Origin of the sequence: Bacillus sp. AY18-3 (genome assembly GCF_008042305.1) — a bacterium.
GTDB lineage: Bacteria > Bacillota > Bacilli > Bacillales > Bacillaceae_G > Bacillus_A > Bacillus_A wiedmannii.
This window is the reverse complement of record NZ_QKQR01000015.1, coordinates 305,793-318,726: the sequence shown is the minus strand read 5'-3', so window position 1 is coordinate 318,726 and position 12,934 is coordinate 305,793. Positions and strand designations below refer to the sequence as shown.

The following is a 12,934-nucleotide window of genomic DNA, read 5'->3' as shown; positions in this document are numbered from 1 at the left end:
ATATACCCTCATAAGGTATAATTATTAACAAAATAAATCGTACTTCCTATAAAGTACGATTTATTTCCATATCTAAAAATAATTATTGAACATCGTATCCTTGATCTTCAATTACAGCAACGATATCTTTTAGTGTTACAGCAGACGAGTCGATAGTAACTTCAACAGTTCCTTCTGCTAATTGAACCTTCACTTGTTCAACACCGTTTAGTTCTTTCACACTGCTTTCAATAGAATTTACACAATGTCCACAAGACATACCTTCAACTTTTAATGTTAACTGTTCCATTTAAAATCCTCCTCTTGTTTCTTCATTGTTTGTTAATCACAATTACATCTTACCATACCCCCCTAAGGTAATCAATGGTTTTGTATCATGATTTTTCAATTATTTTCTAAAAGTTTATTTTACATACACTTTTTCACATCAATACCCCGAAATCTTATATGAAGGTAAACAAAAAACAAGCCAGTTACATACTAGCTTGTTTTTACGCTTTTGAAAAACGTTCAAATACAGTCATTAATTCTTCAATTGCTTCGTCACCATTGCCATCTTTAATAGCACCTGAAACACAATGACTTGTATGGTTTTTTAATACACCCATTCCTACTTTTTTCATCGCTGCATTAATCGCTGAAATTTGCACTAAAATATCCACGCAATAACGATCATTTTCAATCATATTTTGAATACCGCGGACCTGTCCTTCAATTCTCTTTAATCTATTTATAATCTGCTCTTTTTCTTTTTCTGATCTATGTGTTACCGCTTCATGCTCTTTATGATCCATAATTATCACCTTCTTAAAGTTTCTCTTCATCCAATAAAACAATTACTTTTACGAGTATACCAATTATAGCATTAATTATCTACGTATGATACCCCATATGAGTATATTTCCGCTCTATGCTTATTCTTAACAACTTATTAGCTTCTCAGACTCAATTATTATGATACCCTTGCCTTTTTTTCAAAAAACAATAATAAGCAGGGATTATCCATCCCCGCTTATTATTCATCCACAAATATAAAAGTCTCAATTTTCACACGTGTAAATTGAGACTTTTTTCTTCCTATATATAATTATTGCTGATCACATACTTTTGTATCATTCACTACTGAAGTTCCTTCAACGGTTACCGTATGAAAACAATCATTTACACGAACTGTCACGACATTATCTTGCCGATCAATAACGTGATATTCATTAAAATTTTTATTCAGAGCACTGCGAATTTGTTCTCCTTCATAAATTGGAATGCCATGTGATAAAACCCAAATAAGCCCAGCGATAGCAAGAATAGTTTTCATACGATCTACCTCCTTGAGAATATAGTGAACTTTTAATCCATGCTGTTTCAGCTCTTCTAATCATGAATGGAATGAATCAAGCCTTTTTGGAAATAAGTTCATTTCGTCTATTTTATGTTTATGCTAATTGTGACCGAATTGTGACAACTTTTTGTCTCTTTAGACGAAAAGTTGAAACAAAACGTTCAAAAAGGACAATTCTACTTGCACAAACAAAAGGCTATGGAAAATTTACCATAGCCTTTTGTTTGCATTTTATTAGATATTCATTTCAATTTATACGTAACTAATAAACCTTAACCCTTTACTTAAAGAAGTCGGCACAACAGATGCGTGATTCTCCCCTTCAGCTTCATAAAACGTAAATCGAAACTGATCGTGTTCTACTCGGAGAAGGCGCTCTGATAATTCATTTGCCCCTATAACCATATGCTCCCGTTCTAGTGACCCAACTGTAAGGAACACTCCCGTTTGAAACTTGGCACTGTTTAATTCATTTATAAGATTCGCTTCTTTTTCAAGCACAGATTGGTTATTCCACCAGATTGATGGACTACTAATAAAATAATTTTGAAAGGCATTTACGTTTGTAAATAATATATGTAAAGCAAATAAGCCACCTAACGAATGCCCAAATAATGTTTGCTTTCCTTTATCAATCTTATAATTATTTTCAATTTGAGGTTTCAGTTCTTCTTCCATAAAAGTAAAGAAGTTATGTGCTCCTCCTGTTTTAGGCCACGGTTTGCCATCTGGTTTTAAAGGCGCATCTTTTGAAATTACACTTGGCGTAAAATCATAACATCTTTCTTCTCTTGAAAATGCCTCTTCAATTGGATAACCAATACCTATTATAATGGCTGGTGAAACACCTGTTTTTTCCGCTCTAACTGATTGTATTTTAACCGCTTCATGGAATGTTTGAAAAAAGGCATTGCCATCTAATACGTATATAACAGGATATCCTGACTCTGGTGCTGGCCGCCTCGGCTTTGAAATATGAATTTGATATTCCTTACAGTCTAATTTTGAATACAGTTTCCACTGTTCTGTATTAGATGTAATAATCTGCTGTTTTTCAATAGTAGTATTCATCTTATATTCCCCCCTTCTTAACTCGTTACATATATCTCTACTTTCTCTTCTTGAAGTGCGACGCTATCGTATCCAAAACAAACAGGAGACCCATTATACGGATCAATCATGACACGCGCATCAATATGAAATACTTCTTTTAACACTTCATTTGTAATGATTTCTTCTGGGCTACCAGTTGTAACGATTTCCCCTTCCTTCATCGCAATAATTTCATCTGAAAACCTTGCTGCATGGTTAATATCATGTAGTACCATAACAACCGTACAATTATGTTCTTTATTTAACTTCTCCACAATTTGTAATACATCTAATTGATGAGACATATCGAGATATGTAGTTGGTTCATCTAGTAGTAACACTTCTGTCTCTTGTGCTAAAGCCATCGCTAGCCATACCTTTTGTCTTTGACCGCCTGATAAATTTGCAATTTGTCTCGTTCGAAATTCAGAAGTTTTCGTTATATCTAATGCCCAATCAATCATCTCTTTATCTTTTGAAGTTAACTTATTTACATTATTTCGATGTGGATAGCGTCCATAGGAAATTAATTCTTCCACTTTAAGTTCTCCTGGTGCAATTGGAGTTTGCGGGAGTAAAGCTAACTGCTTCGCAATTTCTTTTGTTGGAATCGTATTTAAATCCTGTCCTTGCAAATATACTTTACCGCTCTTTTGCTTTAAAATTCTTCCCATTGTTTTTAACAGTGTTGATTTCCCGCACCCGTTTGGCCCTATAATTGTCGTTACTTTTCCTTCTTGTATTTCCACATTTAAATCGCGAAACACTGTAAGCTTTTCATAACTCGTTTCTAAATTTTTTGCACTTAAAATACTCACTTTTATTCCTCCTCTTACGCTTTCGCCTTATAAAGTAAATATAAGAAATACGGTACACCGACAATAGAAATAACGATTCCAACAGGTAACTCTACAGGGGTGAAAACTGTTTTTGCAATAAAGTCTGAAGCTATTACAAGGAACATTCCGATTACTCCGCACGTAGGAATGATATGCTTATGCTGAATACCGACAAGCCTTTTTGCTATATGCGGTGCCATTAATCCAATGAAACCAATACTTCCTGAAACTGCAACACATGCACTTACAAGTCCGATACTACTTAATAGTAAAATAGATTTCTCTCTTTCTACTGAAACACCTAAACTTGTAATACTCGTTTCTTCCAATTGAAATAAATCTAATAAATAAGCTTTCTTTTGTATAAGCGGAATTAATATGATAAGCCACGGCAACATAGCAATAATATACTTCCAGTTTGCACTATATATACTTCCTGACACCCAAACTGCAGCCATCTCGAAATCAGTTGACTTCATTTTGAGTGATAAGTACATAGAAAATGCTCCAAATCCTGACCCAATCGCAATCCCTGTTAATAAAAGACGTTGGGAGTCTAGCTTACCGTTTTTCCATGAAAACAGATAAATGATGATAGCTGCACCTAATCCGCCGACTAAACCAAACATTGGCATCATCATAATAGACATCCAGTCTGTGCTCTTTAATTGCCCTTGAAAGAAAAACATAAAAATAACGATTGCTGTGCCGGCCCCAGCATTCACTCCTAAAATACCTGGGTCTGCCAATCCATTTCTCGTAATCCCTTGAATAACAGCACCTGCAACGCCTAGGCCTAATCCTACTAGCCCAGCAATTACGATACGAGGAAGACGAAACTCAAAAATAACTAAATCATGGTCTGGTACTGGATCTATTCTAAAGAGTGTTTTAAATACATCTGTAATCGTAATATCAAACGTACCATTCGTTAAACTAATATAAATAGCACATAGTATTAAAAATACACTAATCCCCATCGTCATTCCGAAACGTTGACTTGAACTTTTAAGCATGTCTCTCTCCTCCTCTTGTACGAATTAAATAAAGGAAGAAAGGAATTCCAATTAAGGAGGTAACGACCCCAATAGGTGTTTCAAATGGATAGTTTACAAATCTACTTAAAACATCACATAACGCTAAGAAAACTCCACCAATAACGCCTGCACATGGCAAAATCCACTTATAATCTACCCCAATTATAAAGCGAGTAATGTGCGGAATAATTAAACCTACAAAACCAACTTTTCCTACTAAAGCAACTGCGGTTCCTGTTAAAAAGATAACTGATAAAATTGCCATCGCTTTAACTAGTTTTGTACGCTGCCCTAGATTAATAGAAACTTCTTCTCCTAAAGAAAGAATGGTAATAGATTTTGATATTAACAACGCTAAAATTATTCCAATTATCCCAAACGGTATCGTGATTTTAATGATATTAGGATCCACTTGGTCTAACTTTGCATTAAACCAAAAACTAACATTTTGAGAGATTTGGAAATATGATGCCATCGCGGCCGATACACTACTTAAAAATGTTCCAATAACTGTTCCGATAATCGCTAACCTAACTGGTGATAAGCCATTTTGAAGGAGCGAGCCAAAACCAAACACGATACCGGCTCCTAGTGCAGAACCAATCATTGAACATAAAACCATACCAATTGATGACATTCCCGGAAGAAAAATCATACAAAGTGTAATAACAAAGGCTGCCCCATCCGTCACACCCATAATAGAAGGGGATGCAAGATAGTTTCTTGTCATCCCCTGCATAAGTGCTCCTGATATGGCTAGAAATGCTCCAACTAAAAGAGCTGCAACTACCCTTGGTAAACGTGAAGTAATAATAATATTATGATTTACATCGCTTGAATCAAAATGAAATAATGCGTTCCACACTATTTCAGCATCAATACTCTTCGCCCCATACAAAATAGAAAATATAACTGTAAATAAGATGAGTATGGGTGCTATACATAATATAGTCACTGGTACTGCATTTGTTTTCTGCATATCATTCAACGCACCTTACTTATTGTATTATTTAGATAAATTTTTCACTGCTTCTTTTAAGAATGCTGTTTTACTCCAAGCAGTACCACCTTGTGCCATTGGGTCTACAACGTTTACAAATACTTTCTTTTCCTTCGCAGCATTCATACTTTGCCAAATTGGATTACTTTCAATTTCTTCTAGCACTTTTGGATTTTTATTTTCAGTTGTCTCATATTGTAAGAAAATATAATCCGGATTAAGTTCAGCAAGTTTTTCAAATGAAATTTTCTCTTGTGCTTTTACAGTTTTCAATTGTTCTGGAGCAGTTAATCCAAGATCTTTATAAATGACAGGGTTGAAGTATACTCCTTCTGGATATAGGAATAATTCGTTTGCTCTTAGTCTAATGACAAGTACTTTTTTGTCTTTTAACTTATCTCCTAGTTTTGCTTTTGCCTTTTCAGCGTCTGAATTGTAATCTTTAATAATTTTTTCTGCTTTATCTTTTTTACCAGTTAATTCTCCCATTAACTTTAAGTTATCTTCCCAATTTGTTGAAACGTGTGATACCGGGAATGTAGGAGCTACTTTCGTAAACTTTTCAGCTGTTTCTGCTGGGAATTTCGTACTTGATGTAATAACGTCTGGCTTTAATTGTAGTAATGTTTCAAAATTTGGTTGCATTTTCTCGCCAACAGATTTCGCACCCTCTAAATCTTTCTCAAGATACTTCGGTAATTTACCACCAACAGTAATGGCACCTACTGGCTTAATACCAAGTACCGCTGCATCTTCCATTGACTCTAAACTAGCTGTCGCAATTTTATCTACTTTTGCTGGTACTGTATATTCTTTACCTAAATATGTAATTTTTCTTTTTTCGTCTTTTTTCGTTTCCGTAGCTTTTGTCTGTTGCTTTTGTTCTCCTGAAGTTTTATCCGTACTATTGCATGCTGCTAGTCCTACACTTAAAACTGTAACCATCCCTAAAGTAAATAACTTCTTGTTCATCTTTATATAACTCCTCTCGAATTCTCAAACTATATTCTCAATAAAATTTAACTATATGAAACTTGTCTCACATATATATTTCATTAGATTAATAATTCTATCCAGAACTCATTCTCGTTCACTTCCCCTAAATTATAATTCTTTTACACCTCATCTATTGATAACGCTTTTCATTGATAATGATTATCGTTACTAAGTATATATTTAATATGCAATTATTTCAAGAAAGATTTGAAAAATTTTAACAAACTGAATAAAAAAGAAGTATCCGCCTAATCTTAGGAAGATACTTCTTTTTTTAGAAATTTATATGTAATTCAACTGGGCAATGGTCTGATCCCATCACTTCACTATTAATTTTCGCCTCTGTTATTTTGTCTTTCATTCTTTCCGAAACAACAAAATAATCTAAACGCCATCCAATATTTTTTGCTCTCGCTCCCATACGATACGACCACCACGAATATGCACCTTCCTGATCAGGATACAGATAACGATACGTATCAATAAATCCTTCTTCTAAAATACATGTGAATTTCTCTCGTTCCTCATCAGAGAATCCAGGGTTTTTACGATTACTTTTTGGATTTTTTAAATCGATTTCTTTATGAGCAACGTTTAAATCACCGCAAAAAACAACGGGCTTTTTTTCATCTAATTGCTTAATATAAGCCCTGAAATCATCTTCCCATTTCATTCTGTAATCTAATCGTTCTAATCCTCGTTTTGAGTTTGGTGTATATAACGTTATCATGTAAAAATCTTCGAATTCTAAAGTAATAACTCGTCCTTCTTGATCATGCTCTTCAATTCCTAAACCGTATGTTACAGATAACGGTTCTTTTTTCGAAAAAATAGCCGTTCCTGAATAACCTTTTTTCACAGCATAATTCCAATATGTATAATATCCCTCTGGATTCAAATCAATTTGACCATCTTGTAATTTAATCTCTTGTAAACAAAATATATCAGCATTTGATTCCTCAAGATATTCTAAAAATCCACCTTTTGCGATAACTGCTCGCAAACCATTTACATTCCACGAAATTAACTTCACCTATAGTCCTCCTCTTGATGTTCACTTTCAAATTTCATGCTATCACAAAATAGAAAAACAATCATATTTTCACCTTTGTAATCTTGCTCTTACATTTGTGAATACATACATACGCACTTTATTCAGGTTATACTAATTTCAGAGGTGATGTTATTTGCACAATGAAGGGATTACGTTAACAAATGAGCATTGGCAAGCAATTATTCATAATGATTCTTCCTATGATAGTAAATTCTTTTATGCTGTGAAATCAACCGGAATCTTTTGCCGACCGTCATGCAAATCAAGAATACCGAATAGAAACAATGTACGAATTTTTCATCATGCAGAGCAAGCATTAAGCGAAAAATTCCGCCCTTGCAAACGTTGTAAACCAAATGGGCTCACTTTACCTAATGAAGAGTGGGTAGAACAAATTAAAGATTATATCAAAAAGCACTTTGACGAATTATTAACTCTCAACATACTTGCTGAAATATGTCATGGTAGCCCATTTCATTTGCAACGCACTTTCAAAAAAGTAACAGGAATAAGTCCAATAGAATATATACAGCAGTTTAGGATTGTTAAAGCGGCAGAACACCTTTTACACACAAATCAATCCATTAAAGAAATTAGTACTGCTGTCGGGATAGAAAACCCAGAGTATTTCGCAACTTTATTTAAAAAGAAAACCGGATTCACTCCTACTGAATATCGAAAAAAGAACGAAATGAAAGAAGGATAAAATAATGAATTCCTCCAAAAATAAATTTATATATTGGACACTACTTACACATGAAAATTGGCAGTTTCATATTGCTGCAACTGAAAATGGACTATGCTTCATTGGATCACAAGATGAAAAATTTGAAGAACTAAATATATGGGCTAGAAAGAAATTGCCACAACATATATTGGCATGTAATCCAGATTACCTACAATCATATACGAAAGAAGTTATCGAGTATTTAGAAAGTAAACGAGAAACTTTTACATTCCCTATCGATGTTTACGGAACTGATTTTCAATTATCTGTTTGGAATACGGTACGTGAAATTCCTTATGGGGAGACATATTCTTATTCAGAAATTGCCGAAAGAATGCAAAAACCTACTGCTGTGCGTGCCGTTGCTACTGCTATTGCTGCCAACCCTCTTCTCATTACAATTCCTTGCCATCGTGTTATTGGAAAGAATGGTAAACTAACCGGTTTTAGAGGTGGATTAGAAATGAAGAAAGTGTTGCTTACATTAGAAAAGTCTCAGGTAGAATGCATATGACAGCAAAATATACTAGCACATTAACTTTAGCAGTTCCAACAGAATTTAGTTTCCAAGAAAATTTACGCTATCTATCACGTTCTAACAATGAATGTATGTTCCACATTGAAGATAACAAAATTTATAAAGTTATCCCTGTTCAGGATGTACATCCTTTAGTTGAAATTAGTATGAACTCGGATGATAATATTCAAATACGTTTTTTAGAAGAATCATATACGTCTGAAGAATCGATATGCGAAGCTGTAGCTCACTATGTAAAAGAGTGGTTTGATTTAACTACTGATTTAGCTCCCTTTTATACATTAGCTAAACATGATGTACTCCTTCAAGGACCAATTGAACAATATTATGGGCTTCGTACTTTAGGTATTCCAGACTTATTTGAAGCACTTTCCTGGGGAATTATCGGTCAGCAAATTAATCTCACATATGCTTATACACTAAAAAGAAGATTAGTCGAACACTTTGGAAATTATGTAGAATGGAACGATAGTAAACATTGGATATTCCCTTCTCCTGAAACGATTGCCAATTTACATGTAGAGGATCTCAAAAACTTAAAAATGACGACTAGAAAATGCGAATATGTAATAGGTATTGCAAAGCTTATTACAGAAGGAAAATTATCAAAAGAATCTTTACTGCAAATACAAGATGTGCAACAAGCTGAAAAACAATTAACTGCTATACATGGTATAGGACCGTGGACTGCCAACTATGTTTTAATGCGCTGCTTACGATTTCCTTCCGCTTTTCCCATTGACGATGTTGGCTTGCACAATGCAATTAAATATATAACAGGTTCTGAAAGTAAACCGACTAAACAGGAAATAAAAGATTTTGCGGCAAATTGGACCAACTGGGAGTCTTACGCAACTTTTTATTTGTGGCGAGTATTATACTAAAAAACCAAGTAGCGCATCCGCACTACTTGGTTTTTTTTAAGCTTGTTCTTCGAAGCGTCTTGCGATTTCCACAATAACTTGAACAGCTTTTTCCATCGTATCCACCGAAACATATTCAAATTTACCGTGATAGTTTTCACCACCTGTGAAAATATTCGGCGTTGGTAATCCCATATACGATAATTGTGATCCATCTGTTCCACCACGAATCGGGTGAATGTTTGGTTCGATATTTAAACTTTTCATCGCTTCATATGCAATATCAACAATTTCTCTCACTGGTTCGATTTTTTCAAGCATGTTATAGTATTGATCATTCATTTCTAAAACGACTGCATTTTGTCCATACTTCTCTTGCATTTGCTTCACAATATTTTCAACGTTATGTTTACGCGCCTCAAAATTTTCACGATCAAAATCTCGAATAATATAATACGCTTTACTTTGCTCAACATCACCATTTAATGAAAGTAAATGATAGAATCCTTCATAGCCTTCTGTATATTCTGGTGCCTCTTCTACTGGTAAGTGCTCATTAAACTCCATAGCAAGTTTAGTTGCATTACGCATTTTATTTTTCGCTGTTCCGGGATGTGTATTCGTTCCGTTAAACGTTAACTTAGCACCTGCAGCATTAAAGCTTTCATACTCTAAACCACCTAATGGACCTCCATCCATCGTATAAGCACATGATGCACCAAATGCTTCTACATCAAAATGCGCTGGCCCACGACCAATTTCTTCATCCGGCGTAAATGCTACTCTTATTTTCCCATGTTTAATTTGCGGATTATGTATTAAATAGTTCATTGCAACCATAATTTCAGTTAGACCAGCTTTATCATCTGCTCCTAGAAGTGTCGTACCATCCGTTGTAATAATCGTATGTCCTTTATATGATGGTAATTCTGGAAACTGTTCTGGCGTTAACACAACATTTAGCTCTTCATTTAACGTAATTGCATTGCCATCAAAATTTTCATGAATTTGTGGTTTTACGTTTTTCCCTGTAAAGTCTGTTGCCGTATCTAAATGTGCTAAAAAGCCGATTACTGGAACATCCTTATCCGTATTAGCAGGAAGTGTTGCCATTACATACCCATTATCATCCATTGTTACTTCTGTTAAGCCAATCTCTTTTAACTCTTCCACTAATAACTTACCAAACTCAATTTGTCCAGATGTTGTTGGTACTGTATGACTTTCTTCATTCGATTGTGTATCAATCTTTACATATCTCGTAAATCTTTCAATAAGTTCTTGTTTCAAACTCATTCACTCCCTTTTATGTTTCTCTCTCTATTATAATCCTTAAAACGCAATATTTTAACTTTTTTGACTGCGAATATATATTTCATTTGTATTTTAGCAATTTTAAATAACAACTAAAAAGTCTTAATATTTGTACATTAAAAATCTTACATGTAATATACATAATTATAAAATATAGGAGGTATTAAAGATGAGGCTAACTCTCTTTCGCTATTTTCTTTTTTTCTTAGGGTTAATTTTTTTTGGCCTTGGAAATGCTCTTGCAGTCAAAGTGAAATTTCTCGGTTTACATCCTTGGGAAGTTTTAAATATGGCTCTCTACCAAAGATTTGGATGGACCATTGGTACGTGGAGTGTCATATGTGGATTATGTCTCGTTCTCATTTCTTTATTAGTAGATCGAAAATATATAAATGTGGGCACATTTTTAAATGCACTACTTATCGGTCCCATTATGGACTTTTTCTTACAATCAAACATTCTTCCAAACGCTAGTGATTATTTATGGATAAACTTACTCATTTTATTTGCTGGGATTGCAATTACAGGTATTGGGGGAGGGATGTATGTTGCGGCTGGGATTGGTGCTGGCCCTCGAGATGGATTCATGCTTACTATTTCCGACAAAACAGGGCTATCTATTAGCCGTGCTAGAATCATAGTAGAATGTGTTGTACTAGTTATTGGATTTATGCTAGGAGGTCCTGTTTTCATCGTAACTTTTCTTTACACCTTTATTCAAAGTCCAATCTTTCAGCAATCATTTAAGATGTTTCAAACCCTCTTACATACTTTACATAACAAAGAGAAAGTTAATGAACATATTTAAACTACAACTTAATACAAAGTATTCACCCTATTTACGATTCTCACCGCAAATAGGGTGTTTCTGTTTTCATCTCACAATTTCAGAATATATACTACTCATTTACAATAAAAGTATATACATCGTCATAAATACAGCCATTTACTTTAATTACATACTTCCCTGGTTTACTAAAACGAATTGTGTAATTATTTAACTGAATTGCTTCTTTATCTCCAGAAAGAATATCAATACTTCTACCACTCAATACATAAAATTCACTTTGATTCATCGTTACATCAATCGCATTGAAATTTCCCTCTTTCACCTGCTTTGTTTCCGCAGCGCTTACACTTGGTTCTAAAAACAGTAGTCCACTTAATCCAACCGTACCTGCTAAAGCTACTCCCGCAAACTTTTTAATCTTTTTCATCACATTGTCCTCCTTATAAATTTTGTATAAAGGTGATTTTCCCCTTTACACCACAAAGCCTATATGTAATGAAATGAAAAGTAAACGGGGACCGTAAGACAAAATTCTACATCTTTTTTTCCAATTGAATAGAAATCCAACGTTTGGAGTTTTGTCACATTTTAAATTGTTTCCTTAACCCAACTTCCATTTATATTATTCAGAAATTGAATAATTACTTATTGATTTAAGATTCTAAAAATAGTTGATAAAAATGCTTTCTATAAAAAAAGTATATTTTATAAGTACGAATTAAAACACACTCCATATATTCAGTTTCATTCTCCTATCCATAATTTTTTTACATTCAATAATTGTTCATCATTAAATTCCAGCTTATATATGTCAGGCTTTGATGTATGTATTAGAAATTCAAACCCGTATTGCTTATCAAAATAATTCATCATGAGTGTCATTACAAGCCCATGTGTGCCAATTACAATTTTTTGTCCTTGAAAATCCATTAATATTTCCTTTAACACTTTCACTACCCGTCTCTGACAATCCTTATATGACTCTCCTTCTGTTAGTGCAAAATCCGGATCAGAGAACACCTTCTTTACAAGCGGATATACCTCTTTATCTGATATAACTTGATCCCCACTGGAAAACATACACTCTTTAAGGTTTTCATATATTAATATTTCTTTTTCATAGAAATTGGCTGTTTTTTCTATCGTTAACACAGCCCTCTTATATGGACTTGAAATGAAAGTATCGATTCCCTCTGTTTTTAATATGTCTGTTATTCTATGAGCGTCTAAACTTCCCTTTTCAGTTAAACCACGTGTTCTTTCACTCCCTTCTAATTTTGATGATTCACCGTGCCTAACCATATAAATATATGTATTCATACTTCCTCCTTGAAAATATTCATTC

General features: G+C 34.0%; 16 protein-coding genes. 4 read left to right on the top strand and 12 right to left on the bottom strand.

The genetic code is table 11. From position 1 onward, the window contains the following. Positions 1-82 precede the first annotated feature (82 nt). The 9 genes from copZ to DM800_RS15985 all read right to left on the bottom strand — a co-directional run bounded on the left by copZ (position 83) and on the right by DM800_RS15985 (position 7,336). Positions 83-289, bottom strand: a complete 207-nt coding sequence (gene copZ / locus DM800_RS16025; protein ID WP_002014669.1) for a copper chaperone CopZ — start codon at positions 287-289, stop codon at positions 83-85. Positions 290-491: 202 nt separating this feature from the next. Then, positions 492-794 (bottom strand): metal-sensing transcriptional repressor, encoded by a 303-nt coding sequence (locus DM800_RS16020; protein ID WP_000349636.1) that lies wholly within the window; start codon positions 792-794, stop codon positions 492-494. Between the two features lie 293 nt (positions 795-1,087). Beyond that, positions 1,088-1,315 carry a hypothetical protein gene (locus tag DM800_RS16015; RefSeq protein WP_000849106.1) on the bottom strand — a complete coding sequence of 76 codons (228 nt, stop codon included), beginning with the start codon at positions 1,313-1,315 and terminating at the stop codon, positions 1,088-1,090. A gap of 276 nt (positions 1,316-1,591) precedes the next feature. After that, complete coding sequence (locus DM800_RS16010) at positions 1,592-2,410, bottom strand: alpha/beta hydrolase (RefSeq protein ID WP_147787184.1); 819 nt, start codon at positions 2,408-2,410, stop codon at positions 1,592-1,594. A 17-nt stretch (positions 2,411-2,427) separates the two neighbouring features. After that, positions 2,428-3,249, bottom strand: a complete 822-nt coding sequence (locus DM800_RS16005; RefSeq protein ID WP_046956533.1) for an ABC transporter ATP-binding protein — start codon at positions 3,247-3,249, stop codon at positions 2,428-2,430. A gap of 14 nt (positions 3,250-3,263) precedes the next feature. Beyond that, a complete protein-coding gene (locus DM800_RS16000; RefSeq protein ID WP_087984997.1) occupies positions 3,264-4,286 on the bottom strand; it encodes a FecCD family ABC transporter permease in 1,023 nt (340 codons plus the stop codon). Further along, a complete protein-coding gene (locus DM800_RS15995) occupies positions 4,279-5,286 on the bottom strand; it encodes a FecCD family ABC transporter permease (RefSeq protein WP_088122939.1) in 1,008 nt (335 codons plus the stop codon). Before DM800_RS15995 ends, DM800_RS16000 begins: the two co-directional genes overlap by 8 nt. Positions 5,287-5,313: 27 nt before the next feature. Then, on the bottom strand, positions 5,314-6,279 hold the full coding sequence (locus tag DM800_RS15990) for an iron-hydroxamate ABC transporter substrate-binding protein (RefSeq protein ID WP_060487502.1): 966 nt from the start codon (positions 6,277-6,279) through the stop codon (positions 5,314-5,316). A gap of 298 nt (positions 6,280-6,577) precedes the next feature. Continuing rightward, positions 6,578-7,336: an exodeoxyribonuclease III gene (locus DM800_RS15985; protein WP_048545879.1), complete on the bottom strand. Its 759-nt coding sequence runs from the start codon at positions 7,334-7,336 to the stop codon at positions 6,578-6,580. A 154-nt stretch (positions 7,337-7,490) separates the two neighbouring features. Between DM800_RS15985 and DM800_RS15980 the strand changes: the two genes are divergently transcribed. The 3 genes from DM800_RS15980 to DM800_RS15970 are packed head-to-tail and all read left to right on the top strand — an operon-like array spanning position 7,491 to position 9,506. After that, positions 7,491-8,063, top strand: a complete 573-nt coding sequence (locus DM800_RS15980; RefSeq protein WP_060487504.1) for a bifunctional transcriptional activator/DNA repair enzyme AdaA — start codon at positions 7,491-7,493, stop codon at positions 8,061-8,063. Positions 8,064-8,067: 4 nt separating this feature from the next. Further along, complete coding sequence (locus DM800_RS15975; RefSeq protein WP_147787183.1) at positions 8,068-8,598, top strand: methylated-DNA--[protein]-cysteine S-methyltransferase; 531 nt, start codon at positions 8,068-8,070, stop codon at positions 8,596-8,598. Continuing rightward, complete coding sequence (locus tag DM800_RS15970) at positions 8,595-9,506, top strand: DNA-3-methyladenine glycosylase family protein (RefSeq protein WP_087985002.1); 912 nt, start codon at positions 8,595-8,597, stop codon at positions 9,504-9,506. Before DM800_RS15975 ends, DM800_RS15970 begins: the two co-directional genes overlap by 4 nt. 36 nt (positions 9,507-9,542) lie before the next feature. On the opposite strand, the gene pepT is transcribed toward DM800_RS15970, so the two are convergent. After that, on the bottom strand, positions 9,543-10,775 hold the full coding sequence (gene pepT, locus DM800_RS15965) for a peptidase T (RefSeq protein WP_147787182.1): 1,233 nt from the start codon (positions 10,773-10,775) through the stop codon (positions 9,543-9,545). Positions 10,776-10,968: 193 nt separating this feature from the next. Here pepT and DM800_RS15960 point away from each other — a divergent pair, with 193 nt between their 5' ends. Beyond that, complete coding sequence (locus tag DM800_RS15960) at positions 10,969-11,607, top strand: YczE/YyaS/YitT family protein (RefSeq protein WP_097889693.1); 639 nt, start codon at positions 10,969-10,971, stop codon at positions 11,605-11,607. 91 nt (positions 11,608-11,698) lie between these two features. On the opposite strand, the gene DM800_RS15955 is transcribed toward DM800_RS15960, so the two are convergent. Then, positions 11,699-12,016: a hypothetical protein gene (locus DM800_RS15955; RefSeq protein WP_060487508.1), complete on the bottom strand. Its 318-nt coding sequence runs from the start codon at positions 12,014-12,016 to the stop codon at positions 11,699-11,701. A 317-nt stretch (positions 12,017-12,333) separates the two neighbouring features. Next, a complete protein-coding gene (locus DM800_RS15950; RefSeq protein WP_147787181.1) occupies positions 12,334-12,909 on the bottom strand; it encodes a histidine phosphatase family protein in 576 nt (191 codons plus the stop codon). Positions 12,910-12,934 lie beyond the last annotated feature (25 nt).